The sequence below is a fragment of the Caballeronia sp. ATUFL_F2_KS9A genome, assembly GCF_023630765.1.
Classification (GTDB): Bacteria; Pseudomonadota; Gammaproteobacteria; order Burkholderiales; family Burkholderiaceae; genus Caballeronia; species Caballeronia zhejiangensis.
Genome location: NZ_JALQEK010000007.1, coordinates 21,052 through 46,899, shown reverse-complemented (window position 1 = coordinate 46,899; position 25,848 = coordinate 21,052). Strand labels below are relative to the sequence as shown.

The 25,848-nt window shown below is 63.6% G+C and carries 26 protein-coding genes; 23 read left to right on the top strand and 3 right to left on the bottom strand.

The window, feature by feature from the left end:
- Positions 1–78: 78 nt before the first annotated feature.
- From NCS67_RS07210 to NCS67_RS07175, 8 genes are all read left to right on the top strand, one after another.
- Positions 79–405 (top strand): YbaB/EbfC family nucleoid-associated protein, encoded by a 327-nt coding sequence (locus NCS67_RS07210; protein ID WP_008349334.1) that lies wholly within the window; start codon positions 79–81, stop codon positions 403–405.
- A 51-nt stretch (positions 406–456) separates the two neighbouring features.
- Complete coding sequence (gene recR, locus NCS67_RS07205) at positions 457–1,053, top strand: recombination mediator RecR (RefSeq protein WP_250434832.1); 597 nt, start codon at positions 457–459, stop codon at positions 1,051–1,053.
- Positions 1,054–1,067: 14 nt separating this feature from the next.
- Positions 1,068–1,292, top strand: coding sequence for a DUF1653 domain-containing protein (locus NCS67_RS07200; RefSeq protein WP_034473750.1), 225 nt, complete (start codon positions 1,068–1,070; stop codon positions 1,290–1,292).
- A 25-nt stretch (positions 1,293–1,317) separates the two neighbouring features.
- Positions 1,318–2,523 (top strand): CaiB/BaiF CoA transferase family protein, encoded by a 1,206-nt coding sequence (locus tag NCS67_RS07195; RefSeq protein WP_008349341.1) that lies wholly within the window; start codon positions 1,318–1,320, stop codon positions 2,521–2,523.
- A 50-nt stretch (positions 2,524–2,573) separates the two neighbouring features.
- On the top strand, positions 2,574–3,611 hold the full coding sequence (locus tag NCS67_RS07190; RefSeq protein WP_250434830.1) for an ABC transporter substrate-binding protein: 1,038 nt from the start codon (positions 2,574–2,576) through the stop codon (positions 3,609–3,611).
- A gap of 3 nt (positions 3,612–3,614) precedes the next feature.
- Positions 3,615–4,445, top strand: coding sequence for an ABC transporter ATP-binding protein (locus NCS67_RS07185; protein WP_008349347.1), 831 nt, complete (start codon positions 3,615–3,617; stop codon positions 4,443–4,445).
- A gap of 12 nt (positions 4,446–4,457) precedes the next feature.
- The gene (locus NCS67_RS07180) at positions 4,458–5,282 is read left to right on the top strand and encodes an ABC transporter permease (RefSeq protein ID WP_034473729.1); all 825 of its coding nucleotides are present in this window, start codon (positions 4,458–4,460) and stop codon (positions 5,280–5,282) included.
- Between the two features lie 149 nt (positions 5,283–5,431).
- Entirely contained in the window at positions 5,432–6,415 is a 984-nt protein-coding gene (locus NCS67_RS07175) for a glycosyltransferase family 9 protein (protein WP_008349351.1), read from the top strand.
- 10 nt (positions 6,416–6,425) lie between these two features.
- Here the strand turns inward: NCS67_RS07175 and NCS67_RS07170 are convergent, their stop codons facing one another.
- Together NCS67_RS07170 and NCS67_RS07165 are read right to left on the bottom strand one after the other, a co-directional pair.
- Entirely contained in the window at positions 6,426–7,412 is a 987-nt protein-coding gene (locus NCS67_RS07170; RefSeq protein WP_175982263.1) for a glycosyltransferase, read from the bottom strand.
- Between the two features lie 48 nt (positions 7,413–7,460).
- Positions 7,461–8,435: an NADPH:quinone oxidoreductase family protein gene (locus tag NCS67_RS07165; protein ID WP_008349355.1), complete on the bottom strand. Its 975-nt coding sequence runs from the start codon at positions 8,433–8,435 to the stop codon at positions 7,461–7,463.
- A gap of 80 nt (positions 8,436–8,515) precedes the next feature.
- Here NCS67_RS07165 and surE point away from each other — a divergent pair, with 80 nt between their 5' ends.
- Genes surE through rlmD form a run of 6 tightly spaced genes read left to right on the top strand, consistent with a single transcriptional unit; the run spans position 8,516 to position 14,724 of the window.
- A complete protein-coding gene (gene surE, locus NCS67_RS07160; RefSeq protein WP_008349357.1) occupies positions 8,516–9,274 on the top strand; it encodes a 5'/3'-nucleotidase SurE in 759 nt (252 codons plus the stop codon).
- A complete protein-coding gene (locus NCS67_RS07155) occupies positions 9,271–10,353 on the top strand; it encodes a protein-L-isoaspartate(D-aspartate) O-methyltransferase (RefSeq protein WP_250434828.1) in 1,083 nt (360 codons plus the stop codon). The genes surE and NCS67_RS07155 overlap by 4 nt, the downstream gene beginning before the upstream one ends.
- Positions 10,354–10,358: 5 nt before the next feature.
- Entirely contained in the window at positions 10,359–11,315 is a 957-nt protein-coding gene (locus NCS67_RS07150; protein ID WP_034473731.1) for a peptidoglycan DD-metalloendopeptidase family protein, read from the top strand.
- Positions 11,316–11,327: 12 nt separating this feature from the next.
- Positions 11,328–12,425 (top strand): RNA polymerase sigma factor RpoS, encoded by a 1,098-nt coding sequence (gene rpoS / locus NCS67_RS07145; protein WP_008349362.1) that lies wholly within the window; start codon positions 11,328–11,330, stop codon positions 12,423–12,425.
- A 47-nt stretch (positions 12,426–12,472) separates the two neighbouring features.
- Positions 12,473–13,249, top strand: coding sequence for a 3'-5' exonuclease (locus NCS67_RS07140; protein ID WP_008349363.1), 777 nt, complete (start codon positions 12,473–12,475; stop codon positions 13,247–13,249).
- Between the two features lie 20 nt (positions 13,250–13,269).
- Positions 13,270–14,724 carry a 23S rRNA (uracil(1939)-C(5))-methyltransferase RlmD gene (rlmD, locus tag NCS67_RS07135; protein ID WP_502801850.1) on the top strand — a complete coding sequence of 485 codons (1,455 nt, stop codon included), beginning with the start codon at positions 13,270–13,272 and terminating at the stop codon, positions 14,722–14,724.
- Between the two features lie 75 nt (positions 14,725–14,799).
- On the opposite strand, the gene NCS67_RS07130 is transcribed toward rlmD, so the two are convergent.
- Complete coding sequence (locus NCS67_RS07130) at positions 14,800–15,498, bottom strand: Bax inhibitor-1/YccA family protein (RefSeq protein WP_250434822.1); 699 nt, start codon at positions 15,496–15,498, stop codon at positions 14,800–14,802.
- 330 nt (positions 15,499–15,828) lie between these two features.
- Here NCS67_RS07130 and ndk point away from each other — a divergent pair, with 330 nt between their 5' ends.
- The 9 genes from ndk (at position 15,829) to hfq (ending at position 25,804) form a co-directional block, all read left to right on the top strand.
- On the top strand, positions 15,829–16,254 hold the full coding sequence (gene ndk, locus NCS67_RS07125; RefSeq protein ID WP_008349368.1) for a nucleoside-diphosphate kinase: 426 nt from the start codon (positions 15,829–15,831) through the stop codon (positions 16,252–16,254).
- A gap of 147 nt (positions 16,255–16,401) precedes the next feature.
- On the top strand, positions 16,402–17,544 hold the full coding sequence (rlmN, locus tag NCS67_RS07120) for a dual-specificity RNA methyltransferase RlmN (RefSeq protein ID WP_008349370.1): 1,143 nt from the start codon (positions 16,402–16,404) through the stop codon (positions 17,542–17,544).
- 184 nt (positions 17,545–17,728) lie between these two features.
- Entirely contained in the window at positions 17,729–18,856 is a 1,128-nt protein-coding gene (locus NCS67_RS07115) for a helix-turn-helix domain-containing protein (protein ID WP_034473736.1), read from the top strand.
- Positions 18,857–18,987: 131 nt separating this feature from the next.
- Positions 18,988–20,304 (top strand): flavodoxin-dependent (E)-4-hydroxy-3-methylbut-2-enyl-diphosphate synthase, encoded by a 1,317-nt coding sequence (gene ispG / locus NCS67_RS07110; protein ID WP_008349373.1) that lies wholly within the window; start codon positions 18,988–18,990, stop codon positions 20,302–20,304.
- Between the two features lie 6 nt (positions 20,305–20,310).
- Positions 20,311–21,660 (top strand): histidine--tRNA ligase, encoded by a 1,350-nt coding sequence (gene hisS, locus NCS67_RS07105; protein WP_008349374.1) that lies wholly within the window; start codon positions 20,311–20,313, stop codon positions 21,658–21,660.
- Positions 21,661–21,762: 102 nt separating this feature from the next.
- A complete protein-coding gene (locus NCS67_RS07100; RefSeq protein WP_008349377.1) occupies positions 21,763–22,392 on the top strand; it encodes a tetratricopeptide repeat protein in 630 nt (209 codons plus the stop codon).
- Positions 22,393–22,527: 135 nt separating this feature from the next.
- Positions 22,528–23,673 carry an outer membrane protein assembly factor BamB gene (gene bamB / locus NCS67_RS07095; protein WP_008349379.1) on the top strand — a complete coding sequence of 382 codons (1,146 nt, stop codon included), beginning with the start codon at positions 22,528–22,530 and terminating at the stop codon, positions 23,671–23,673.
- Positions 23,674–24,065: 392 nt separating this feature from the next.
- Complete coding sequence (der, locus tag NCS67_RS07090; RefSeq protein WP_008349381.1) at positions 24,066–25,406, top strand: ribosome biogenesis GTPase Der; 1,341 nt, start codon at positions 24,066–24,068, stop codon at positions 25,404–25,406.
- A 161-nt stretch (positions 25,407–25,567) separates the two neighbouring features.
- Positions 25,568–25,804: an RNA chaperone Hfq gene (hfq, locus tag NCS67_RS07085; protein ID WP_008349383.1), complete on the top strand. Its 237-nt coding sequence runs from the start codon at positions 25,568–25,570 to the stop codon at positions 25,802–25,804.
- Positions 25,805–25,848: the final 44 nt, after the last annotated feature.

The following is a 25,848-nucleotide window of genomic DNA, read 5'->3' as shown; positions in this document are numbered from 1 at the left end:
TTCGCGCCGCCGCACCGAATATCGGGCGCGCGCATCGCGCGTGCTTTTGCCACACGTTTTCCAGTAAGGAGCCGAACCATGATGAAGAACCAACTCGCCGGGCTGATGAAACAGGCTCAGCAGATGCAGGAAAACATGAAGAAGATGCAGGATCAGCTCGCGCAGATCGAGGTCGAGGGCCAGTCCGGCGCCGGTCTCGTGAAGGTGACGATGACCTGCAAGAACGACGTTCGCCGCGTGCAGATCGACCCGAGCCTGCTCGCCGACGACAAGGACATGCTGGAAGACCTCGTCGCCGCCGCGTTCAACGACGCCGTGCGCAAGGCGGAAGCCACCACGCAAGAGAAGATGAGCGGCATGACCGCCGGCATGCCGATGCCGCCGGGTTTCAAGCTGCCGTTCTGATCGCGCGCGCCGGAGCGGATTCGGCGCGCTTCGATGTCAAATGAAGGACACATGAAACAACCTTCCGCCCTGTCGGCGCTCGTCGAAGCGCTGCGCGCGCTGCCCGGCGTCGGACCGAAGTCGGCGCAGCGCATGGCGTATCACCTGATGCAGCACGATCGCAAAGGCGCCGAAAAGCTCGGCAATTCGCTGCTGTTCGCCACCGAGAATCTGAAGCACTGCGAGAAGTGCAACACGTTCACGGAAAGCGATATCTGCGAAGTCTGCAGCGACGAAGAGCGCGATCCGGCTTTGCTGTGCGTCGTCGAGACGCCTGCCGACCAGATCGTGCTCGAACAGACGCTCACGTATCGCGGGCTCTATTTCGTACTGATGGGACGGCTCAGCCCGCTCGACGGCATCGGTCCGAAGGAGATTCACTTCGAGCGGCTCATCAATCGCGCGCTCGACGGCGTTGTGCGGGAAGTGGTGCTCGCCACCAACTTCACCAACGAAGGCGAAGCGACCGCGCACTATCTCGCGCAAACGCTCAAGAGCAAAGGGCTCAAGGTGACGCGGCTCGCGCGCGGCGTGCCGGTCGGCGGCGAGCTCGAATATGTCGATGCCGGCACGATCGCGCGCGCGATGCTCGATCGCCGTTCCGTATGAAAGGACTCCAATCGATGACAGAAACCGAAGCGCTCGCGCTCGCGACGCATCGTCACTACAAGGGCGGGCTGTATCGCGTGATCGGCGTCGCGCGGCACTCGGAAACCGAGGAAGCGATGATCGTCTACGAGCATCTTTGGCCGCATGAACGCGGCTTGTGGGTGCGCCCCGCGGCGATGTTCAACGAGACGCTCGCCGACGGCACGCCGCGCTTCAAGCCGCTCGATATTCCGCTCTGAGAAAACACACAAAGGAGACACGACCATGAGCGCAACGACGGGACCACTCGCGGGCGTGAAGGTACTGGAACTGGGCACGCTCATCGCCGGCCCGTTCGCCGCGCGCTTCATGGGCGAGTTCGGCGCCGACGTCATCAAGATCGAGGATCCGAACGGCGGCGACCCGCTGCGCAAGTGGCGCAAGCTCTATCCGGAAGTGGGCGGCACGTCGCTCTGGTGGGCCGTGCAGGCGCGCAACAAAAAATCCGTGACGATCAATCTCAAGGCCGACGAGGGCAAGGAGATCGTGCGGCGGCTCGCGAAGGAAGCCGATATCGTCGTCGAGAATTTCCGGCCCGGCTTGCTGGAGAAACTCGGGCTCGGTTACGAGGTGCTGTCCGCCGACAATCCCGGTCTCGTGATGGTGCGCCTTTCCGGTTACGGTCAGACCGGTCCGTATCGCGATCGTCCGGGCTTCGGCGCAATCGCGGAATCGATGGGCGGTTTGCGTCATATCACCGGTTATCCGGATTTGCCGCCGCCGCGCATCGGCATTTCGATCGGCGATTCGATCGCCGCGCTGCACGGCGTGATCGGCGCGCTGATGGCGCTGCATCATCGCCAAGTGAACGGCGGCAAAGGCCAGGTCGTCGACGTCGCGCTCTATGAAGCCGTCTTCAACATGATGGAAAGCGTCGTGCCGGAATACGGCGTGTACGGCATGGTGCGCGAGCGCACGGGCGCGTCGCTGCCGGGCATCGTGCCGTCGAACACGTATCCGTGCCGCGATGGCAGCATCGTGATCGGCGGCAACAGCGATCCGATCTTCAAGCGCCTGATGAACGCGATCGATCGCGCGGATCTCGCGGACGATCCCGCGCTCGCGTCGAACGACGGACGCGTGCCGCGCACGCAGGAAATCGACGACGCTATCGCCGCTTGGCTCTCGACGCGCAGCATCGACGAGGCGCTCGCTGTGTTGAACGCCGCCGACGTGCCGGCCGGGCGCATCTACAGCGTCGCCGACATGTTCACCGATCCGCAATACCTCGCGCGTCAGATGCTGCAGCGTTTCCCGTGGCAGGACGGCCGCGAGATCACGCTGCCGAACGTGACGCCGAAGCTCTCCGAAACGCCGGGGGAAACGCGCTGGCTCGGGCCGCAACTCGGTGAACACACGGATGAAGTACTTCAAACGCTCGGGTATGATGCCGACGATATTGCGCGGCTGCGCGCGGCCAAGGTGATCTGAGCCTCGAGCCGAACAGCGCCGACAACGATAAAACCAGGAGACAGACAACGATGAAACGCAGAACGTTCATCGCGAGCGGCGCCGCGCTCGCGGGCGGGGCAATCTCGGGCATGCCGCTCGCATTCGCACAGAACAAGCTGGAGCAGAGCAAGGTATCGGTCGCGGTCGGCGGCAAGAATCTCTTCTACTATCTGCCGCTCACGATCGCCGAGCGTCGCAACTACTTCAAGGACGAAGGGCTCGACGTCGAAATCGCCGATTTCGCGGGCGGCGCGAAGGCGCTTCAGGCGGCGGTCGGCGGCAGCGCGGATGTCGTATCCGGCGCGTTCGAGCACACGTTGCTGCTGCAGGCGAAGAATCAGTACTTCCGCGAATTCGTGCTGCAAGGGCGCGCGCCGCAGATCGTGCTCGCCGTGTCCAAGAAGGCGATGCCGAACTACAAGTCCGTCGCCGATTTGAAGGGCAAGAAAATCGGCGTGACGGCGCCGGGCTCGTCGACGGCGATCATGGCGAGCTTCGTGCTCGCGCAAGCGGGGCTGAAGGCGACCGACGTGTCGTTCATCGGCGTCGGCGCGGGCGCGGGCGCGATCGCCGCGCTGCAATCCGGCCAGATCGACGCCATCGCCAACCTCGATCCGGTGATGACCAAGCTCGATCGCGCGGGCGATATCCGCATCGTGTCGGACACGCGCACGCTCGCGGACACCGTCAAGGTGTTCGGCGGCAACATGCCGGCGGGTTGCCTGTACGCGTCGCAGAGCTTCATCACGAAGAATCCGAACACGACGCAGGCGCTCACCAACGCGATGGTACGCGCGCTGAAGTGGCTGCAGACGGCCTCGGGCAAGGATCTCATCTCGACGGTGCCGGAAAGCTATCTGCTCGGCGATCGCGCGCTGTATCTCGATTCGTGGCAGCACGTGAAGGAAGCGCTGTCGCCGGACGGCCTGATGCCCGCCGACGGTCCCGCGACCTCGCTCAAGACGCTGCAAGCCTTCGACGAAACCGTGAAGGGCAAGCCGATCGACCTGTCGAAGACCTGGACCAACGATTTCGTCAAGAAGGCGCTCGCGAGCGTCAAGGTCTGACCGATGTCGTCGCCATCGAACCATGCGCTCGCGCTCGAGGACGTCACCTGCACGTTCGCGTCGCGCGAGAGTCGCCGTGATCGCTACACGGCGGTCCGCGATACGAGCCTCGCGATCGCGCCAGGAGAATTCGTGTCCGTCGTCGGGCCGACCGGCTGCGGAAAATCGACATTGCTCAACGTGTCGGCGGGATTGCTGGAACCTTCGTCGGGCACCGTGAGCGTGTTCGGCGAAAAGCTGAAGGGCATCAACCGGCGCGCGGGCTACATGTTCCAGGCCGATGCGCTGATGCCGTGGCGCTCCGCGCTCGACAACGTCACGGCCGGCCTCGCGTTTCAGGGCGTGCCGAAGGCCGAAGCCGACAAGCGCGGCGAGGAATGGCTGAAGCGCGTGGGCCTCGGCGGTTTCGGCGACCGTTATCCGCATCAGTTGTCGGGCGGCATGCGTAAGCGCGTCGCGATGGCGCAGACGCTCATCCTCGATCCCGACATCATCCTCATGGACGAGCCGTTCTCCGCGCTCGACATCCAGACGCGCCAGCTCATGGAAAACGAGTTGCTCGATCTGTGGGCCGCGAAACGCAAGGCCGTGCTTTTCATCACGCACGATCTGGACGAGGCGATCTCGATGTCCGATCGCGTCGTCGTGCTGGCGGCGGGGCCGGGCACGCATCCGATCGGCGAATTCGCGATCGATCTGCCGCGCCCGCGCGATGTCGCCGAGATCCGCTCGCATCCGCGCTTCGTCGAACTGCACGCTCAGATCTGGGGCGTGCTGCGCGAAGAAGTGCTGAAGGGTTATCAGCAGCAGCTGAAGCCCGCCGCCGCCGAATAAGACGATACGACCATGTGGAACAAGCTGCGCCCGAATCGGGCGAATCTCATCGTGTGGCAGTGGCTGTTGCTGCTCGCGTGCTTCGTGCTGTGGTACATGCTGACGAGCCCGACGCTCTTGCCGCCTTTCTATTTCGACGACGCGAACAAGGCCGCCTTTTTCTTCGGCGAGCCGCAGAAGGTGCTCATACGCATCTGGGAATGGTTCACGAGCGGCGAGATTTACATCCATCTGTGGGTGACGCTGATCGAAACGGTGCTGGCGTTCGTCATCGGCACGGTGACGGGACTCGGCGTCGGTCTCTGGCTCGCGCTCGCGCCGATGACGAGCGCGCTCCTCGATCCCTACATCAAGGCCGCCAATTCGATGCCGCGCGTGATCCTGGCGCCGATCTTCGCGGTGTGGTTCGGTCTCGGCATCTGGTCAAAGGTCGCGCTTGGCGTGACGCTCGTGTTCTTCATCGTGTTCTTCAACGTGTATCAGGGCGTGAAGGAAGTGAGCCCGGTCGTGCTCGCGAATGCGCGCATGCTCGGCGCGAATCGCAAGCAGTTGCTGCGGTATGTCTATCTGCCGAGCGCGACCAGCTGGGTGTTTTCGAGCCTGCACACGTCGGTGGGGCTCGCGTTCGTCGGCTCGGTGGTCGGCGAATATCTCGGCTCGGCGCGCGGTGTCGGTTATCTGATCCTGCAGGCCGAAGGCACCTTCGACATCAACACGGTGTTCGCGGGGATTCTCGTGCTGACCGCGTTCGCGCTGGTGCTCGACGGTCTCGTCGCGCTGGTCGAGCGCCGGCTCATGAAATGGCAGCCGAAGAGCGGAGAAACCGAGAAGCTTTGACGCCCCGGTTGTGCGCGTGCCAACACGCCGTCAACGAAGCCGACCGTTTTCGGAATGCCCGTCATGGCACGACACGGTCGACATCGCTATCATGCTGTCCTGGACAGGCCGTTGCACGACGTCCGTCGTGCGATCCCGCGGGACCAACAATGAAACTGCGAACTGACGGTTCGATTGCGGTGGTATTGCCATCGCCGATCGGCGACAGCCTCATCGGGCTCGTTCTCGTCGACAATCTCATCCGCAACGGATATCGCCCCGTCGTGTTCGGCTGGGTCGTGGAGCAACTCGCCGACTGGTTTCCCCATGTGACGGTAGGGCGTCGCGACGCCTGGCAGGGCGCGTTCGACACCGTGATCGAGCTTCGCCCGACCGACTACGCATCGACGCTGAGCCGCTCGGGCCAGACCATCTGTCTCGCCACGCTGCCGGAATACGGCGGCTCGAAGCACATGGTCGACCGCATCGTCGATATCGCGAAGAACGTGCTCGGTCTCGCCGACGTGACGCGCGCGAACGGTCTCGTCGTGCCGTCCGGCGTCATGCGCGGGCGCTTCGCGAATCGCGTCGTCATTCATCCGACCGGCAGTCATCCTGAAAAGATGTGGGGCCGCGAGAAGTTTCTTGCGCTCTCGCGTGCGCTGACGCGGCGGAGATTGCGCCCGAGCTTTCTCGTCGCGCCTGCGGAGTTCGGCGTCTGGGGCGATATCGCTGAAGAAGGGTGCGAGGTCAATGCGCTGCCGCAACTGGGCGAAGTCGCGGCATGGATCGCCGAATCGTCGTGGTTCATCGGCAACGATTCGGGGCTCGGGCATCTCGCGTCCTGCATCGGCGTGCCGACGCTCTCTCTCTTTATGCGCCAGGGCCTTGCGCGCTCGTGGCGTCCGGGCTGGGGCCCGGGCGCGGTCGTGGTGCCGCCGTCCTTTCTGCCTTTCGGCGGGCTTCGCGAACGCTTGTGGCAACGCCTGCTCACCGTGCGTCGCGTGACATCCGCGTTCAGGACGTTGCACGGCAACCATGCGCGCGCGGCGCAACACTACGCGATGGCCGATTTCGCCGACGCCAAAGCGGCTCAGCCGACCCAAGCAACGCGCATCGGCATGCTGCCGCGCGCGCAATCGCGACGCCTATAAGCGGACGCCTTCACGCCGCGAAGCGCGAATAGACGCGCCAGCAGCGAAGCGCGCGCCACACTTCGCTCGCATTGGTCGCGCCCTTCAGCATCGCGCGAACATACCCCGACTGCAGAAACTGCCGCGCGAAAGGCTTGCGCAGTTCGTCGTCGGTCAGGCGCTTTCTGAGCACATGCAGGAGATGACCGCTTTCGCGGTTGGCTTGGCGTAGCAGAATCCGGCTGAGACTTCGGTCGGTTTGCGGATCGAGCGCGGCGGTCACGAGCGCGTCGATCACGCGCAGATAACCCGCCGCGCGGCGCGCGACAGCGGCCGGCGAGGGCGAGTTCGTGATCGATTCCGGATTGCGTCGATAGCCGTACAACGGTTCGCGCACGAAACCGACGCGCTGTGCGTGAAGCCCGAGCTGCAACGCCCAGATGATGTCCTCGTGCACCACGCCTTCCTCGAAACGCAGGCCGTGTCTCACGACGAGATCGCGCCGCACGCATTGCAGCCACACGCAGACGACCCAGTCGTCGTTCGGCACGGTCCGTTTCAGCCACGCCGTGCCGTCGCAGATGTCGCCCCAAGGCTGGCCTTCGTACATCGGTCGAGGATCGGCGGGCGGCGGCAAGTCCTCGAAGCTGAATCCGTTGCCGATCACGACATCGAGCCGATGCTGGCGGCCGTGTTCGATCCACGTGCGCAACGCGCCGGGCTTCATCCAGTCGTCGCCGTCCGCGAACGCGATCCACTCGCCGCGCGCGAGCGTCAGCCCGACATTGCGCGACGCCGATACGCCGCGATTTTCCTGCGCTACCACACGGATGCGCGCATCGGCCGCCGCCATCGTTTCGAGCATGGCGAGACTGTCGTCTGTCGCGCCGTCACAGATCGCGATGACTTCGAGATCGACGCCTTGCTGATCGAGCACCGAGCGCAGCAGCGCTTCGAGCCAGGCTTCGCAGTTGTAGACCGGCACGATGACGCTGACATCGGGGCATAGACTCGCCATGGCTCTTCGCGGAGTGCGTGAAAGCGCGCAATGGTAGCAGTGCGCGCGTTATGGCTCGATCACGATCTTGCCCGTCACGCGCCGGTTCATCATGTCGTCCAGCGCTTGCGGCGTTTCGTCGAGCGAGTAGCGTTTCGTGACGACAGGGCGCAGCTTGCCCGCTTTGATCCACTCGACCATCGTCGCGAATTCCCGATCGGCGAGCGCGTGTTCGCGCTGCATGTGACCGCCCCAGAACACGCCGACGATGCTCGCGCCTTTCAGCAGCGCCAGATTGAACGGCAGCTTCGGAATCTCGCCGTTCGCGAAGCCGACGACGAGATACCGTCCGCGCCAGCCGATGCTGCGAAACGCGGGTTCGGCATACGTTCCGCCGACCGGATCGAAGATCACATCCGGCCCGTTGCCGTCCGTCAGCGCCTTGATACGCTCGCGCAAGTCTTCGTGCGCGTAATCGATGACCTCGTCCGCGCCATGTTCGCGACAGAACGCGAGCTTCTCCGCGCTCGATGCCGCCGCGATCACGCGCGCACCGACGATCTTGCCGATCTGGATCGCCGCGATGCCGACGCCGCCGGCCGCGCCGAGCACGAGCAGCGTGTCGCCGGCCTTGAGCTCGCCGCGATCGACGAGCGCGTGATACGACGTGCCGTAGGCGAGCGAGAACGCGGCGGCCTCGGCGAGATCGACGTCATCGGGCAAGACGATGCAATCGGCGGCTTTCGCGCGCGCCTGTTCGGCGAACGCGCCTTGCGCGGTGTAGGCGGCCACGCGCATGCCGGGCGCGAGATGCGTGACGCCCGCGCCGGCTTCGCGCACGATGCCCGCGAACTCCGCGCCGGGCGTGAACGGCAGCGGCGGCTTGAACTGGTATTTGTTCTGGATGATGAGCACGTCGGGAAAGTTCACGCTCGCCGCTTTCACGTCAATGACGACTTCGCCTGCTTCCGGATGCAGGTCGGGCAGCGTTTCGATCGAAAGCGTGTGGGGCAATCCGTGTTCGTTGCATCGTACGGCGCGCATGTTTTCTCCTGGTTGAACTGGGCTCAGTGTATGGCAGTTCGAGTCGTCGTCGCGCCACTTTCCTCGGTTACAATCGTCGGATGCGAATCCTACTCAGCAACGACGACGGTTATCTGGCGCGCGGCATCAATGTGCTGCACGATGTCCTGCAGCCGCTCGGCGAAGTGACGGTGATGGCGCCGGAGCAGAACTGCAGCGGCTCGTCCAACTCGCTTACGCTGTCGCGGCCCTTGAGCGTTCATCAGGCGCCGAACGGTTTCAACTTCGTGAACGGTACGCCGACCGATTCCGTGCACATCGCGCTCACGGGCATGCTCGACGAGCAGCCTGATCTCGTCGTGTCGGGCATCAACAACGGGCAGAACGTCGGCGAGGACACGCTGTACTCGGGCACCGTGGCGGCCGCCACCGAAGGCTTCATGTTCGGCATTCCGGCGATCGCATTCTCGCTCGTCGGCCGCGACTGGCTTCATCTCGACGACGCCGCGCGCGTGGCGGCCGAGATCGTCGCTCATTTCCTCGAACATCCGATGCCGGGTCATCCGTTGCTGAACGTGAACATTCCGAGCCTGCCTTACGATCAGTTGCGCGAATGGAAAGTGACGCGCCTCGGCAAGCGTCATCCTTCGCAGCCGGTGATCCGCCAGACCGATCCGCGCGGCAACCCCATCTACTGGATCGGCCCGTCAGGCGATGCGCTCGACGCGAGCGAAGGCACCGATTTCCACGCGGTCGCGAACGGCTTCGTGTCGATCACGCCGCTGCAACTCGATCTCACTCATACGAAGCTCATGGCGGAGACGCGCGAATGGGCGCGCGCCGGGAGCGCTCGCACATGAGCGACGAGCGCGCCAAGCGCTTTCCGCTGGCGCTCGCGGATCTTGTTCGCGAGCCGCGCAAACCCGCGGCCCGTCCGCAGGATTCGCGCGGCAAGCCAGCCGCCGCTTCCGCGCTGAAGCCGACGCCGACGCAGCCGGCAAGGCCTGGACAATCGCGCGCGGCGAACGCGACGATGAAAAATCCCGCGACGGCAGCGGCGTCCGCGAAGCCGGCCACGTCCGTTTTTCCCGTGCGTTCGGGCGCGAAGACCGCAATTGGCGGGGCGAAACCGGTTCCGTCGGCGAGCAAGAGCGCGGCGCAGACGCATCATTCGGCTCATCCGGCGCGCGCGAATTCACTGCGTCCGGCGCCGCGGCCCGGCGAGCGCGACCTGAACGCCGCCGCGATCGCGACGAAAAAAGGCGCGCCCAATGTTGCGCTGGCAAGCACGCAGACACTCACATCGGAACGGGTGCGCGAGCGCATGGTCGAACGCCTGCGCTCGAACGGCGTGACCGATCCGCGCGTGCTCAATGCGATGTCGGTCGTGCCGCGCCACATGTTCGTCGATCCGGGGCTCGCGGCGCAGGCTTACGAAGACGCCGCGCTGCCGATCGGCCATCACCAGACCATCTCGAAGCCGTCGGTCGTCGCGCGCATGATCGAACTGGTCGCGACCGGGCGCGCGTTGAACAAGGTGCTGGAGATCGGCACCGGTTGCGGTTATCAGGCGGCCGTGCTGTCGCAAGTCGCCACTGAGGTTTATTCGATCGAACGCGTGCGTCCGTTGTCGGAGCGCGCGAAGCTCAATCTTCGGCCGTTGCGCGTGCCGAATATCCGGCTGCATTACGGCGATGGCCGCCTCGGCTTGCCCGCGGCCGCGCCGTTCGACGCGATCGTCATCGCGTGCGCCGGCCTGGACGTGCCGCAGGCCTTGCTCGATCAACTGGCGGTCGGCGGCAAGCTCGTCGCGCCGGTCGGATCGCAGGCCGCGCAGTCGCAGGTGCTGACGCTCGTCACGCGCGTGTCGGCAAGCCAATGGCGGGAAGAGCAGCTCGATCGCGTTTTCTTTGTACCCTTAAAATCCGGAGTGATTTGACACCGATGAGTATCCTGCGTGCTTTGCGAGAAGGAAGTGCGGACCAAGCCTTAAGCGCGGCGCAGCGCGGCGTGTGCGTGCTGGCGTTGTCCGCGCTGGCGGCGTGTTCGACGCGCATGGACATGGCGCCGGTCGTCGACAGAACGGGCGCGCCCATCGGCACGACGGCAGCGCAGACGCCGGACAACGGCCCGCCGCCGCCGGGCTATTACCGTGTGAAGCCGGGCGACACCCTATATCGGATCGCACTGGAAAACGGTCAGAATTATCACGACATCGCAGCGTGGAACAACCTGACCAACCCGAACCAGATCGAAGTCGGCCAGCTGATGCGCGTGGCGCCTCCGGGCGCGAATGTCGCGGCGGCGACGCCCGGTGTGGCGACCGCGCCGATCGTGGGCGGCGGCGTGCAGACGCAGCCGTTGAATGGCGCGAACGCGTACGCGAGCCCGCAGCCGGGTGCGACCGCGCAGCCGCCGTATTACGGCGCCAACTCGGGTATGGGCGCGGCGCCGGGAACGGCCGGCGCGGCGGCGGGCATGGCATCGGCGCCTGGCGTGCCGGGCGCGGATGCGAACGCGGCGGCGCCAGCGGCCCAGCCGGCGTTCATCTGGCCGGCGCGCGGTCCGATTCTCGGCACATTCAACGAAGCGAGCAACAAAGGTTTGAACATTGGCGGTGCGGCGGGAGATCCGGTCAACGCGTCGGCGGATGGCCGAGTGGTTTACTCCGGAAATGGGCTGCGCGGCTACGGCAATCTCATTATCATCAAACACGACGCAACTTTTCTGACAGCGTACGCACATAACCGTGCTTTGATGGTAAAAGAGGGAGACGCGGTAACTAAAGGGCAGAAGATCGCTGAGATGGGGAACAGCGATTCGGACCGCGTGATGTTGCATTTCGAAGTTCGCCGGCAGGGAAAACCTGTTGACCCACTGAAGTATTTGCCGCCGCAATAAAGCGAAACCATCATGCCAAAAACGAAGCGCCGCCTGCCGCAAGCCGAGACTGAGACGATCAGCCGACCTTTGCAAGTGTCGGTGGAAGACGGTGCTTCGACTCAAGACGAGGACATCGACAATGTCGATGTCGACGTCGATTCGGACGAAGAAGGCAACAGCCGCGGAAAAAGCAGCGACGAAGCAGCGGAAGGCGCAAACGATTCCGCGCCCGACGCCGACGATTTCCGCTCGCTTTTGCAGGCCGAGCTCACCGCCGACACGATCCAGCATTACCTGAACCGCATCAGCGTGAAGCCGCTCCTGACCGTCGAGGAAGAGCAGCGCTATTCGCGACTCGCGAAAGCCGGCGAATTCGACGCGCGCCAGGTGATGATCGAGCGCAATCTGCGGCTCGTCGTCAGTATCGCGAAGGGATATCTCAATCGCGGCGTGCCGTTGCTCGACCTGATCGAGGAAGGCAATCTCGGCCTCATGCACGCAATCGAGAAATTCGATCCGACGCGCGGTTTCCGGTTTTCGACCTATGCCACTTGGTGGATCCGCCAGAGCATCGAGCGCGCGATCATGAACCAGGCGCGCACGGTGCGTCTGCCGGTTCACGTCATCCGCGAGTTGAACCAGGTGCTGCGCGCGAAGCGCCATCTGGAAAAAAATTCCGCCAATTCGAATGACAGCGTCGCGCCCGAACGCCGCGACGCGAGCATCGACGATATTGCGTATCTCACCGGCAAGACGCCCGAGGAAGTCACCGATATCCTCGCGCTCAACGAACACACGGCTTCGCTCGACGCGCCGCTCGACCTCGATCCGGGCAGCAGCCTGCTCGATCTCCTTTCCGACGATCAGAGCCAGTCGCCGGACGCGGAAGTGCAGCATCGCGAACTCGAATCGCTCACGCGACTGTGGCTCTCGCGTCTGTCCGACAAACACCGGCACGTGATCGAACGGCGTTTCGGGCTGAACCACATCGAGCCCGCGACGCTCGAAGAACTCGCCGACGAAATGGGCCTCACGCGCGAGCGTGTGCGCCAGATCCAGCAAGAGGCGCTCGTGCGTCTCAAGCGCTTTTTCGCATCCAACGGCGTTCGCAAGGACGCCGTGCTTTAACGCTTCGGCGACGCCCTTCGGCTTGGGGCGTCGCGCTCCAGGATTCAATGACACCGATTCTCGTTTTCGACATCGAGACAATCCCCGATGTCGACGGCATTCGCCGTCTCGAAGATTTGCCCGACGATCTCTCCGACCGCGAGGTCGCCGAACATGCGTTCGAAGCGCGCCGCGAGCGCGTCGGCAATGATTTCTTGCCGCATCATCTGCAGCGTGTCGCGGCGATTTCGTGCGTGTTTCGCGACAACAACGGCTTTCGCGTGCGCTCGCTCGGCACGACGGCCGACGGCGAGGCCGCGCTCATCCAGTCGTTCTATCGCGTGATCGAGAAATACACGCCTCAGCTCGTGTCGTGGAACGGCGGCGGCTTCGATCTGCCCGTGCTCCACTACCGCGCGCTCGTGCACGGCATCGCCGCGCCGCGCTACTGGGATCTCGGTCAGGACGACCGCGAGTTCAAGTTCAACAACTACATCAGCCGCTATCACATGCGGCACATCGACCTGATGGACGTGCTCGCGATGTATCAGGCGCGCGCCAATGCGCCGCTCGATGCGCTCGCGAAGCTATGCGGCTTTCCCGGCAAGCTCGGCATGGACGGCGGCAAGGTCTGGGAAGCGTATTGCGACGGCCATATCGACGAAATCCGCAACTATTGCGAGACCGATGTCGTCAACACGTATCTGATGTACTGTCGTTTTCAGATGATGCGCGGCGGCTTCACGCCCGATGAGTACGCGGACGAAATCAACTTCGTCAAGAATGCGCTCGCGCAGGAGACTTCGCCGCACTGGGCGGAGTATCTGGCGGCGTTCGTCGAATGAGAGCGTGACGTTCGTCTACAATCTCGCCTTTGCCCCACGATAAGTCAGGAAGTACGCAGGTGTCCGAAGCCGCTCGAAAAACCCAGCATCGCCGCCGCGCCGCGCCGGCGAAATCCGTCACGCCCGATCCGAACTTCGTCGCGCCCGAAATCGAAATCGAGTCGCTCGACATGGAAGCGCGCGGCGTCGGTCGCACGGTCAACGAAAACGGAGAGCCGGGCAAGGTCATCTTCGTCGAAGGCGCGTTGCCGGGCGAACGTGTCAGCTATTCGAGCTACCGCAAAAAGCCGAGCTTCGAGCAGGCGCAAGTGGTGAGCGTGCTGCGCGAGAGCGTGATTCGCGCGAAGCCGAAGTGCCAGTTTTTCGGCATTTGCGGCGGCTGCTCGATGCAGCATCTGGATGTTCGCGCGCAAATCGCCGTGAAGCAGCGCGTGCTCGAAGACAACCTGCAACATCTGTCCAAACTGCGCGCCGAAACCATGTTCCGGCCGATTCACGGGCCGTCGTGGGGATATCGCTATCGCGCGCGCCTGACCGTGCGGCACGTCGAAAAGAAGGGCGGCGTGCTGGTCGGCTTTCACGAGCGCAAGAGCAGTTACGTCGCCGACATGACGAGCTGCGAAGTGCTGCCGCCGCATGTTTCCGCGATGCTCGTGCCGCTGCGCCATCTGGTGGCGGGCCTGTCGATTCGCGATCGCATGCCGCAGATCGAGCTCGCGGTCGGATCGGACGTCACGGCGCTCGTGCTGCGCATTCTGGAGCCGCTGACCGAAGCCGACGAAGGGCTGCTGCGCACTTTCGCCGATGAGCACGGCGTCCAATGGTGGCTCCAGCCCAAAGGACCGGACACGGTTTATCAGTTCTATCCGCTCGATAGCGAGCTCGCTTACACGCTGCCGGAATTCGATATCCGCATGCCGTTCAAGCCGACCGACTTCACGCAGGTGAATCACCAGATCAATCGCGTGCTGGTGAGCCGGGCGCTCAGCCTGCTTGCTCCGGAGAAGTCGGATCGCGTGCTCGACCTTTTTTGCGGCATCGGCAATTTCACGCTGCCGCTCGCGCGGGTGTCGCGTGCGGTTGTCGGGATCGAAGGCAGCGAAGCGCTGACGGCCCGCGCGTTGGAGAACGCGAAGGCGAATGGCGTCGATGGCCACACGTCGTTCGCGTGCCGAAATCTCTTCGAAGTGACCGCCGACGACCTGCGCGCGCTTGGCCGCTTCGACAAGTTTCTCATCGATCCGCCGCGCGAAGGCGCGCTCGCCGTGTCGAAGGCGCTCGCGGACATCGCCCAGAGCGGCGATGGACCGTTGCCCGAGCGCATCGTCTATGTGTCGTGCAATCCGGCGACGCTCGCGCGCGACGCCGGCCTGCTCGTGCACGAAGCGGGTTATCGGATGAAGGGCGCGGGCGTCGTGAACATGTTCCCGCACACGTCGCACGTCGAATCGATTGCGTTGTTCGAGCGCGACTGATCCGGCTGCGGCGCTTCGCAGGCACAAAAAACCGGCCCGAAGGCCGGTTTTTCGTTTCGGCCGCGTTTGGCGCGCTTAGTTGCGGTTGCCGCCGAAGATGCCGAGCAGCGCCAGCAGGTTCGTGAACACGTTATACAGGTCGAGATAGATCGCGAGCGTCGCGCTGATGTAGTTCGTCTCGCCGCCGTTCACCACGCGCTGCACGTCGAACAGCATGTACGCCGAGAAGATCACGATGGCGAGCACGGAGATCGTCATCATGAGCGCGGGCAACTGCAGGAAGATGTTCGCGAACGCCGCCAGCAGAATGACGATCACGCCCATGAACAGGAACTTGCCGAGGCCCGAGAAATCGCGCTTGCTGACGGTCGCGATGGTCGCCATGGCCGCGAAGATCACGCCCGTGCCACCGAAGGCCATCATGATCAGTTGCGGTCCGTTCGAGAACCCGAGAATGAAGCTCAGGAGACGCGAGAGCATCAGGCCCATGAAGAACGTGAAGCCGAGCAGGACGACCACGCCCATGCCGCTGTTCTTGGTTTTCTCGATGGCGAACATGAAGCCGAACGCGATCGCGAGGAACGCGATGAAGCTCATTGCCGGGCTGGTAGCCGCGAACAGCGAGAAGCCCGTCGCGACGCCGACCCATGCGCCGAGCACCGTCGGCACCATCGAGAGCGCGAGCAGCCAGTAGGTGTTGCGCAGCACGCGGTTGCGCACCTCGACCGAGCTGACGCTGCCATTACGGCCAAAGCTGTAGGGTGATTCGTTCATGGTTTCTCCTTGCTCCAATTGTCTGTCGTTCGGTCTTCCCGCGACTTCGTCATATACGAATGATAAGGTGCGCGGACTTAAGCCAATATTAGAACCGCTTGGTGCCCGCGCCGCGTGGTTCCGGTTGCAATGCAGCGTTTTGTTCCAATATGGTCCCGGCGCGCGCCGAATTCAATAGCCCGAAAGGTCAGTTCGGCCGTCCGGACAGCCAAGTCCTCGCAGGGTTTGATCCTTACGATGCCGTAAGGTTTCAATCGCAATCATACATTGCTTCGTGCTACAATTGTCGATTCGTTTTAATCCGTAAACCGTTCATTTTTTGGAGTTTTTATGGCGATCGAGCGCACCCTGTCGATTATCAAGCCGGACGCAGTGGCAAAGAACGTTATCGGCCAGATCTACAGCCGTTTCGAGAACGCAGGTCTGAAGATCATTGCGTCGCGCATGGTTCATCTGTCGCGCGCCGACGCCGAGAAGTTCTACGCCGTGCACGCCGCACGTCCGTTCTTCAAGGATCTGGTCGAATTCATGATCTCGGGTCCGGTGATGATTCAAGTCTTGGAAGGCGAGAACGCCATCCTGAAGAATCGCGACCTGATGGGCGCGACCGACCCGAAGAAGGCGGACAAGGGCACGATCCGCGCCGACTTCGCCGACAGCATCGACGCGAACGCGGTTCACGGTTCGGACGCGCCGGAAACGGCAGCGCAAGAAGTTGCGTTCTTCTTCCCGCAAGTGAACGTCTACTCGCGTTAATTTTCGCGTTGAAAGCCGCGATGGCTGTTCGGTCATCGCGGGCATCGCGCCTCGACGCAATAAAAGCGGTACGAAAAGAAGCAGAAATTGGCGCGAACGGTCCCGGGAAGATGCCGGGCTTCGCAATCTGAAATGGCAGAACTTGACATGACGAGCAGCACCACCGTCAATCTCCTCGATCTCGACGCCGCCGGGCTCACCGCGTACTGCGCGAGCCTGGGCGAAAAGCCGTTTCGCGCCAAGCAATTGCAGCGCTGGATCCACCAATATGGTGCCGAAGACTTCGACGGCATGACGGATCTCGCGAAATCGCTGCGCGAAAAACTCAAGGGCCGCGCCAACATGGCGATGCCCGACATCATCAGCGACCACGTTTCCGCCGACGGCACCCGCAAATGGCTGGTCGACGTCGGCAACGGCAACGCGGTCGAAACCGTGTTCATCCCCGAAGAGACGCGCGGCACGCTGTGCGTGTCGTCGCAGGCGGGTTGCGCGGTGAACTGCCGGTTCTGTTCCACCGGCAAGCAGGGCTTTTCCCGAAACCTGACGACGGGCGAGATCATCGGCCAGTTGCGCATGGCGGAGTTCGCGCTGCGCAAGTCGCTCGGGCGCGAAGTCGGCGGGCCGGGCAAGGGCGAGCGCGTCGTCACGAACGTCGTGATGATGGGCATGGGCGAGCCGATGCTCAATTACGACGCCGTCGTGCCGGCCATGCGCCTGATGCTCGACGACAACGCCTATGGCTTGTCGCGCCGTCGCGTGACCTTGTCGACGTCCGGCGTCGTGCCGATGATGGACCGCCTCGCGGCCGACCTGCCGGTGGCGCTCGCGGTATCGCTGCACGCGCCGAACGATCCGCTGCGCGACATGCTGGTCCCGCTGAACAAGAAGTACCCGCTGCGCGAATTGATGGCCGCGTGTCAGCGTTATCTGAAGGTCGCGCCGCGCGACTTCATCACGTTCGAATATTGCATGCTCGACGGCGTCAACGACACCGAAGCGCACGCGCGCGAATTGCTTGCCGTGACGCGCGACGTGCCGTGCAAGTTCAATCTGATCCCGTTCAATCCGTTTCCGGAGTCGGGGTTGACGCGCTCGAAGAACGAGCAGATCAAGCGGTTCGCGCAGGTGTTGATCGATGCGGGCGTCGTAACGACCGTGCGCAAGACGCGCGGCGACGATATCGACGCTGCGTGCGGTCAACTCGCGGGCGCGGTGCAGGACCGCACGCGTCTTGCCGAACGCATGGGCCGTGCAGGCAGCAAGACGATCGAGGTGCGGGCGGTCTGACCGGGCGTCCGCATCGAAAAAAGCCGCAGCGGAGGGCGCAGCAAGCGTCTGGATGCGGCGCTAAAAGCCGAACATTTTGTTATAAAGCGGTCTGCAATGGCGCTGCGGTTGTATCGTGCACGGGGTTTTTGGAACCGAACGACGCAACAGCGCTATATAGAAGAATCGATGCGAGGAATTTGGCATGAGTGAGCCGCAGCACCCGACGCCTTTCGGCAGTCATTCCGGCAACAACCGGTCCGGCAGTCAGTACGACGGCCTGGGCGACGCGGAAAGGGCGGCATCGAATGCGAGCCAGGCGGGGAATCTGGACTCGATACAGGCGGTCGGCGCGCGTCTCGCGCAACTTCGCCAGGCGAAAGCATGGTCGATCGACGACGTTTCCGCGCGTCTCAAGGTGTCGCCGCCGAAACTGCTCGCGCTCGAAGCGGGCGATATCAGCCAGTTGCCCGATCGCACGTTCGCGGCGGGCATCGTGCGCAGTTACGCGAAGATTCTCGGCGCCGATCCGGCGCCGTTCACGCAGGCGTTCCGGCGCAGCGGCGATGACATCGCGCAGAATCTGAAGGTGCCGGCGTCGGCGGGCGCGGGTCTGCCGCGCGGACGCGTGTCGGTGCCGCTCGGCAATTCGTCGGGCCGAAAGCGCTCGTGGATGTGGGGCGTGCTCGCGATCATCGTCGTGCTGGCCGTGCTCGTGATGTGGCACACCGGCGGCGATTCGAACAACTGGCTCGCGCGCCTCAAGGCGACGACGGGCATCGGTCTGTCGTCGACGTCCGCGCCTGCTTCGGCATCGAACGAAGCGTCGGGCACGACATCCGCGCCGACGCCCGACGAGGCCGCGGCCGCCAACACCGGCGAAGCGTCGCTGCCCGAAGTGGCGGCCGGCCCCGGCGAGCAGCCGATGCCGCGTCCGCTCGGCACGAATGCGCTGCCGGCTTCGTCGTCGACGCTGTCCGCGGTGCAGGGCGCGAGCGCGCCGGCTGCGGCGGCGCCCGCATCGGCCGCGAAGCCTGCTTCGGCTGTTGCGATGGCGGCGTCGGCTCCGGCCGTCGCGGGCAGCGGTTCGAGCGCGATCGAATTGAAAGTGAAGGAAGATAGCTGGTTCAGCGTGCGCGGCAAGGACGGCAAGGAACTGTATTCCGGACTCGTGCGCGCGGGCAACACCCAGCGCGTGGAAGGCGAGGCGCCGTTCAAGGTGACCGTCGGCAACGTGAAGGGCGTCGAGTCGCTGTCGGTCGATGACGAGCCCGTCGACGCCAAACGCTATTCGTCCGCACGCGGAAACGTCGCGCGTCTCTCGCTGCCTTGAGCTTGCGAGATCGATCTGTCCAGCGCGGCGGACAAGTCGAGGGCGTCACGGTGCAAGCCGTGACGCCCGTTTGAGGTTCCACACACGCGACCGGCGCCGTATCGGCGGCAAGGTTGCCAAAGGGTTTTTCGATGCAATCCGAAGCTCAATCCCTGATCAACAGCAAGATTTGTTCGACCGAGCCGGTCTTCGGCGGTCCGTTGACGCGCCGGTCATCGCATGCCGTCGACGTGCGCTGGGGTGGCCAGCTCGTGACGATCGGCGGCGATTCGCCGGTGCGCGTGCAGTCGATGACCAACACCGACACGGCGGACGCGATTGGCACGGCCATCCAGATCAAGGAACTGGCGCAGGCGGGCTCCGAGCTCGTCCGCATTACGGTGAATACGCCGGAAGCGGCGGCGGCCGTGCCGCATATCCGCGAGCAGCTCGATCGCATGGGCGTGACGGTGCCGCTCGTCGGCGATTTCCACTACAACGGCCATCTGCTGCTGCGCGATCATCCCGCGTGCGCCGAGACGCTGTCGAAATACCGGATCAATCCGGGCAACGTCGGCCAGGGCGCGAAGCGCGACACGCAATTCGCGCAGATGATCGAAGCCGCGATCAAATACGACAAGCCGGTGCGTATCGGCGTGAACTGGGGCAGTCTCGATCAGGATCTGCTCGCGCGCATGATGGACGAAAACGCCGCGCGTTCGAATCCGTGGGAACTGCAAAGCGTGATGTACGAGGCGCTGATTCAATCCGCGGTCGGCTCGGCGGAGCGCGCCGTCGAACTGGGTCTCGGCCGCGACAAGATCATCCTGTCGTGCAAGGTCAGCGGCGTGCAGGATCTGATCGCCGTGTATCGCGAACTCGCGAAGCGTTGCAGCTTCGCGCTCCATCTCGGCCTGACCGAAGCGGGCATGGGCTCGAAGGGCATCGTTGCATCGACGGCGGCGCTTTCGGTTCTGCTGCAGGAAGGCATCGGCGACACCATTCGCATTTCGCTCACGCCGGAGCCGGGCGGCGCGCGCACCGGCGAAGTCGTCGTCGGCCAGGAAATCCTGCAGACGATGGGCCTGCGCTCCTTCACGCCGATGGTCATCGCGTGTCCCGGCTGCGGCCGCACGACGAGCACGCTGTTCCAGGAGTTGGCGTCGCAGATTCAAAGCTACTTGCGCAACTCGATGCCCACGTGGCGCGATCAGTACCCCGGCGTCGAGAAGATGCACGTCGCGGTGATGGGCTGCATCGTCAACGGGCCGGGCGAATCGAAGCACGCCAATATCGGCATCAGCTTGCCGGGTTCGGGCGAGAATCCGGCGGCGCCCGTGTTCATCGACGGCGTGAAGGTGAAGACGCTGCGCGGCGAGCGCATCGCCGAGGAATTCCAGCAAATCGTCAGCGACTATGTCGAGCGTACCTATGGGCAGCGCGTCGAGACGTCCGCGGCATCACTCTAAAGACAGATGACTGAACAGAAGAAACGGCTCGAGAAACTGAGCGGCGTGAAGGGCATGAACGACATCCTCCCGCAGGATGCCGCGTTGTGGGATTTCTTCGAAACCACCGTCAAGTCGATGCTGCGCGCATACGGCTATCAGAACATCCGCACGCCGATCGTCGAGCACACGCAGTTGTTCACGCGCGGCATCGGCGAAGTGACCGACATCGTCGAGAAGGAGATGTACAGCTTCACCGACGCGCTCAACGGCGAGCATCTGACGATGCGCCCGGAGAACACCGCGGCGGTCGTGCGCGCGACCATCGAGCACAACCTGTTGTACGACGGCCCGAAGCGTCTGTGGTACGTCGGTCCGATGTTCCGTCATGAGCGTCCGCAGCGCGGGCGTTATCGCCAGTTCCATCAGGTCGGCGTGGAGGCGCTTGGCTTCGCCGGGCCGGACACCGACGCCGAAATCATCATGATGTGCCAGCGTCTGTGGGACGACCTCGGACTCACCGGCATCCGCCTCGAACTGAATTCGCTCGGTCAGGCCGAAGAGCGCGCGGCGCATCGCAAGGAACTGATCGCGTATCTGGAAAAACACGTCGATTCCCTCGACGAGGAAGCGAAGCGCCGGCTCTACACGAACCCGCTGCGCGTGCTCGACACGAAGAATCCGGCGATGCAGGAGATCGCGCAGAACGCACCGAAGCTCGTCGACTTTCTCGGCGACGCATCGCGCAAGCACTTCGAGGGCGTGCAGCGGCTTTTGAAGGCGAACAACATTCCGTTTACGATCAACCCGCGTCTCGTGCGCGGTCTCGACTACTACAACCTGACCGTGTTCGAGTGGGTCACCGACAAGCTCGGCGCGCAGGGCACGGTCGCGGGCGGCGGTCGCTATGATCCGCTGATCGAACAGCTCGGCGGCAAGCCGACGGCCGCGTGCGGCTGGGCCATGGGCGTCGAGCGCATCCTCGAATTGCTGAAGGAAGAGCAGCTCGTGCCGGAAGCCGAAGGCACGGACGTCTATGTCGTGCATCAGGGCGAAGCGGCGGCGGAGCAGGCGTTCATCGTCGCCGAGCGGCTGCGCGACACGGGTCTCGACGTCATTCTGCATTGCAGCCCGGACGGCGCGTCCGCGAGCTTCAAGTCGCAGATGAAAAAGGCCGACGCGAGCGGCGCGGCGTTCGCCGTAGTGCTCGGAGAGGACGAACTCGCGCAAGGTATGATCGGCGTCAAGCCGCTGCGCCGCTCGATCGACGAAACGTCCGGCGGACAAAAGAACGAGCAAGTGAACGTTCGGGCGGAAGACTTGACCGAATACCTAATCAATGCGATGGTTGCAACCGCCGATGACGAGGGTGCCTGAGATTCAGGCGCACTGCCGCGCGCGTGGGCCTGATCGGGGCGATCCGGCATCGTGCGCGGAACTCGTTGAGGGAATTGAAACGCAGGAAGGAATAGCTGGACGATGAGCTATCACGACGAACAAGAATCACTTGAAAGCGTAAAGGCCTGGTGGGCCAAATGGGGTAACACCACGACGTGGGTTGTGCTCGTGGCGCTCGTCATTGCGGCCGGGTACAACGGATGGAATTTCTGGCAGCGCCGTCAGGCCGCCGAGGCGTCGGTGCTTTACGACCATCTGCAGCAGGCAGTGGACGGAAACAATCAGGCGTTGGTCCAGCGCGTCGCGACGGACATGGAAGACAAGTTCGGCGGCACCGGCTACGCCCAGATGACCGCGCTCGCGGCCGCGAAATCGCTCTACATGGCGGGCAACACGGCTGGCGCGAAGGCGCAACTGCAATGGGCCATCGACCATGCGAAGGACGAAGAGTACAAGCAGATCGCGAAGCTGCGTCTGGCGCTCGTGCTGCTCGACGAGAAGAACTACGACGCGGGCCTGAAACTGCTCGCCGAGCAGCCTCTCGAAGCGTTCAAAGGCGTGATCGCGGACCGCCGTGGCGACCTGCTCGCAGCTCAAGGCAAACGCGACGACGCGCGCGCGGCCTACAAGGTCGCGCTGACGGCGCTGCCCGAGAACGACACGTCCGCCCGTCAGCTGATTCAGTTCAAGCTCGACGCGCTCGGCGGCTGATCCGGCTGGTTTCCAATCGGTTCGTCTTCGATCCCTGCCATCAGTCAATCAAGCCGCCCGCCACGGTGTCGCCATGAAGCGACGCGGCGGGCAGCGCCGATCAACCCAATTCACCAATTCATGTTGCGTCCACCGATGACATTTTTGAAACGCTACGCCGTGCCGCTCGCTTGCGCGATGACCGTCTTGTTGACCGCTTGCTCGTCGACCAAGGATGAACGCCGCGTGCCGGTACCGCTCGCGGAGTTCAAGCCGGTGCTGAACGTCAACCAGGCGTGGAAGGCAAGCGTCGGCAAGGCTGGCCGTTATCTGTTCTCGCCGGTCGCGGTCGGCGATTACGTTTATGCCGCGGGCGCGAACGGCTCCGTCGCTAAAATCGACGCGAAGACCGGTCAGGACGTCTGGCGCGTCAAACTGAAGGACGATCTGTCCGCGGGCGTCGGCAGCGACGGCAATCTCACGGCCGTAGGCGGTCTGAAGGGGCAGGTCGACGTGCTCGGCCCCGACGGCAAGCTGCTGTGGACAGCAACCGCGCCGGGCGAGATCGTTTCGCCGCCGCTGGTCGGCAACGATCTCGTGATCGTGCGTACGATCGACGGCAAGGTCATCGCGTTCAACGCGCAGACCGGCGAGCAGAAGTGGATCTTCCAGTTGCGCGCGGTGCCACTGAATCTGCGCGTCGCGGCCGGCATGACGTTCGCGGCCAATCAGGCTGTGCTGGCGGGCTTCCCCGGCGGCACGTTCGCGGCGATCAACCTGCAATCGGGCGATGCCTTCTGGCAAGCGCCGGTGTCGTATCCGAAGGGCGTGACCGAAGTCGAGCGCATCAACGACGTGACCGGCGCGCCGGGACTCGTCGGCGCGCAGACTTGCGCGGTGACGTTCCAGGGCCGTATCGGCTGCTTCGATGCAAATTCGGGCCGCCCGGTTTGGGAAAAGAACTTTTCGAGCGACAGCGGCCTGGCTCAGGACGAGCAGATCGTGGCCGCCGGCGACGACTGGTCGGTCGTCAATGCGTTCCGCGCGTCGGATGGCACGCCGCTCTGGAAGACGGACGTGCTGAAGAACCGCAGTGTCAGCGTGCCGTACATTCTCGGCCGCGCGGTCGTCGTGGGCGATTACAAGGGCTTCGTGCACTTCCTGAACGTGGAAAACGGCGAACTGATCGGCCGCGCGCCGACCGATGGCAGCGCGATCACCGCTGCGCCCGTGATGGCGGGCAACACGCTCGTCGTGCAGACGCATGACGGCGATCTCTACGGTTTCCGTCCGAGCAACTGATCGCAGCCGGACCGCGAGCGAGTCAGGCTTGCTCGCGGTCCTGAATAGCAAGCGCGCCGTCGATGTTGCGCGGCGCGGCAGGCTCGCCACGGCGAGCCGCACGAGAAAGAAGCGCTGCGTCATGCGCGCATCGCGATAAAACCCGCATGCAAAAGCAGGGTCGCAAGAACGAAGCGCGACGCGCGAAGGCGTCGTGCAAGAAGAGCCTCGAACGAGGCGGAACCGGCGAACGACCGCCGACGATCCGGCCGACCAGCGCGCCTCGCGTGCGGCAGGCCGAATCCATGCTAATTTTCGACAAGCGCAGCCATTGCGCGGCGTAGCGGAACGCAACGAGACGGTTGTACCGCCCGTTCCGCGTTCGCCTTGCGTTCAACCTTGAACAAAATCAGATGAAACCCGTGATTGCCCTCGTCGGGCGCCCCAATGTTGGGAAATCGACTCTTTTCAACCGGCTGACGCGCTCGCGCGACGCGCTCGTCGCGGATTTGCCGGGCCTGACGCGCGACCGTCATTACGGCGAAGGCCGTGTGGGCGGCGAACGCCCGTATCTCGTGGTGGACACGGGCGGCTTTGAGCCGGTGGCGAAGGACGGCATTCTGCACGAGATGGCGCGGCAGACGCGCCAGGCGGTGGAAGAGGCCGATATCGTCGTGTTCATCGTCGATGGACGCAATGGGCTCGCGCCGCAGGACAAGGCGATCGCCGACTATCTGCGCAAGACGGGCCGGCCGCTCTTTCTCGTCGTCAACAAGGCCGAAGGCATGAAGTACTCGGCGGTCGCGGCGGATTTCTACGAGCTCGGTCTCGGCGATCCGCGCGCGATCTCGGCGGCGCACGGCGACGGCGTCGTCGAAATGATCAACGACGCGCTGGATATCGCGTACAAGGATCAGCCGGAAGAGTCGGAAGACGAGAAGGCGAAACATGGCGTCAAGATTGCGATCGTCGGGCGTCCGAACGTCGGCAAGTCGACGCTCGTGAACACGCTGATCGGCGAAGAGCGGGTGATCGCATTCGACATGCCGGGCACCACGCGCGATTCGATTTACGTTGATTTCGAGCGACAAGGCCGCAAATACACATTGATCGACACGGCCGGCCTGCGTCGGCGCGGCAAGGTGTTCGAAGCGATCGAAAAGTTTTCGGTCGTGAAGACGCTGCAGTCGATCGCGGATGCCAACGTCGTCATTCTTCTCCTCGATGCGCAGCAGGACATCTCGGAACAGGACGCGCATATCGCCGGTTTCGTGGTCGAGCAGGGCCGTGCGCTCGTGGTGGGCGTGAACAAGTGGGACGGTCTCGATTCGCATGTGCGTGAGCGCACGAAGTCGGACCTGACGCGCAAGCTCAAGTTTTTGGACTTTGCTAAATTCCACTACGTTTCGGCGCTGGAGAAGACGGGCATCGGCGCGTTGATGAAATCGGTCGACGACGCCTACGCCGCCGCGATGGCCAAGCTGCCGACGCCGAAGCTGACGCGCGCGCTCATCGAGGCGGTGGAATTCCAGCAGCCGCGCCGGCGTGGCCCGGTGCGTCCGAAGCTGCGCTACGCGCATCAGGGCGGGCAAAATCCGCCGATCATCGTCGTGCACGGCAACGCGCTCGACGCGATCACGGACACGTACAAGCGATATCTGGAAGGGCGCTTTCGCGAAACTTTTGGGCTCGCCGGCACTCCACTTCGCATAGAGTTTCGATCGAGTCGAAACCCTTACGCGGACAAGGAGTAAGAGCCGCGTGAAGCCTTACGCTTCGGTGCCGCTGGCCATTTGGCCGATCCGGCTACTGAAACGTAAAACAGCGAAAATCAGCTATAGTGTAGCGATTGTCGGCGGATCTCTTTTTCTTCGTCCACAATACTTCCAACCTGCAAAAAAACACGGAGTTTGCTATGAGCAACAAAGGGCAATTGTTACAAGACCCGTTTTTGAACGCACTGCGTAAAGAGCACGTGCCGGTCTCGATCTATCTGGTCAACGGCATCAAGCTCCAAGGGAACATTGAATCGTTCGACCAGTACGTCGTGTTGCTCCGAAATACGGTCACCCAGATGGTCTATAAGCACGCCATTTCGACGGTCGTGCCCGCTCGCCCGGTGAACTTCCACCCGGACGCTGAACCGTCCTAAACCTCGTCGCGGCCGGCGCGAAATTGCCACTTCTAATGCGAACA

What these genes read in the sequence shown, in the direction of transcription:
- NCS67_RS07210 (WP_008349334.1), top strand. Translation starts at nt 79, where the DNA reads ATGATGAAGAACCAACTCGCCGGGCTGATGAAACAGGCTCAGCAGATG.
- recR (WP_250434832.1), top strand. Translation starts at nt 457, where the DNA reads ATGAAACAACCTTCCGCCCTGTCGGCGCTCGTCGAAGCGCTGCGCGCG.
- NCS67_RS07200 (WP_034473750.1), top strand. Translation starts at nt 1,068, where the DNA reads ATGACAGAAACCGAAGCGCTCGCGCTCGCGACGCATCGTCACTACAAG.
- NCS67_RS07195 (WP_008349341.1), top strand. Translation starts at nt 1,318, where the DNA reads ATGAGCGCAACGACGGGACCACTCGCGGGCGTGAAGGTACTGGAACTG.
- NCS67_RS07190 (WP_250434830.1), top strand. Translation starts at nt 2,574, where the DNA reads ATGAAACGCAGAACGTTCATCGCGAGCGGCGCCGCGCTCGCGGGCGGG.
- NCS67_RS07185 (WP_008349347.1), top strand. Translation starts at nt 3,615, where the DNA reads ATGTCGTCGCCATCGAACCATGCGCTCGCGCTCGAGGACGTCACCTGC.
- NCS67_RS07180 (WP_034473729.1), top strand. Translation starts at nt 4,458, where the DNA reads ATGTGGAACAAGCTGCGCCCGAATCGGGCGAATCTCATCGTGTGGCAG.
- NCS67_RS07175 (WP_008349351.1), top strand. Translation starts at nt 5,432, where the DNA reads ATGAAACTGCGAACTGACGGTTCGATTGCGGTGGTATTGCCATCGCCG.
- NCS67_RS07170 (WP_175982263.1), bottom strand. Translation starts at nt 7,412, where the DNA reads ATGGCGAGTCTATGCCCCGATGTCAGCGTCATCGTGCCGGTCTACAAC.
- NCS67_RS07165 (WP_008349355.1), bottom strand. Translation starts at nt 8,435, where the DNA reads ATGCGCGCCGTACGATGCAACGAACACGGATTGCCCCACACGCTTTCG.
- surE (WP_008349357.1), top strand. Translation starts at nt 8,516, where the DNA reads ATGCGAATCCTACTCAGCAACGACGACGGTTATCTGGCGCGCGGCATC.
- NCS67_RS07155 (WP_250434828.1), top strand. Translation starts at nt 9,271, where the DNA reads ATGAGCGACGAGCGCGCCAAGCGCTTTCCGCTGGCGCTCGCGGATCTT.
- NCS67_RS07150 (WP_034473731.1), top strand. Translation starts at nt 10,359, where the DNA reads ATGAGTATCCTGCGTGCTTTGCGAGAAGGAAGTGCGGACCAAGCCTTA.
- rpoS (WP_008349362.1), top strand. Translation starts at nt 11,328, where the DNA reads ATGCCAAAAACGAAGCGCCGCCTGCCGCAAGCCGAGACTGAGACGATC.
- NCS67_RS07140 (WP_008349363.1), top strand. Translation starts at nt 12,473, where the DNA reads ATGACACCGATTCTCGTTTTCGACATCGAGACAATCCCCGATGTCGAC.
- NCS67_RS07130 (WP_250434822.1), bottom strand. Translation starts at nt 15,498, where the DNA reads ATGAACGAATCACCCTACAGCTTTGGCCGTAATGGCAGCGTCAGCTCG.
- ndk (WP_008349368.1), top strand. Translation starts at nt 15,829, where the DNA reads ATGGCGATCGAGCGCACCCTGTCGATTATCAAGCCGGACGCAGTGGCA.
- rlmN (WP_008349370.1), top strand. Translation starts at nt 16,402, where the DNA reads ATGACGAGCAGCACCACCGTCAATCTCCTCGATCTCGACGCCGCCGGG.
- NCS67_RS07115 (WP_034473736.1), top strand. Translation starts at nt 17,729, where the DNA reads ATGAGTGAGCCGCAGCACCCGACGCCTTTCGGCAGTCATTCCGGCAAC.
- ispG (WP_008349373.1), top strand. Translation starts at nt 18,988, where the DNA reads ATGCAATCCGAAGCTCAATCCCTGATCAACAGCAAGATTTGTTCGACC.
- hisS (WP_008349374.1), top strand. Translation starts at nt 20,311, where the DNA reads ATGACTGAACAGAAGAAACGGCTCGAGAAACTGAGCGGCGTGAAGGGC.
- NCS67_RS07100 (WP_008349377.1), top strand. Translation starts at nt 21,763, where the DNA reads ATGAGCTATCACGACGAACAAGAATCACTTGAAAGCGTAAAGGCCTGG.
- bamB (WP_008349379.1), top strand. Translation starts at nt 22,528, where the DNA reads ATGACATTTTTGAAACGCTACGCCGTGCCGCTCGCTTGCGCGATGACC.
- der (WP_008349381.1), top strand. Translation starts at nt 24,066, where the DNA reads ATGAAACCCGTGATTGCCCTCGTCGGGCGCCCCAATGTTGGGAAATCG.
- hfq (WP_008349383.1), top strand. Translation starts at nt 25,568, where the DNA reads ATGAGCAACAAAGGGCAATTGTTACAAGACCCGTTTTTGAACGCACTG.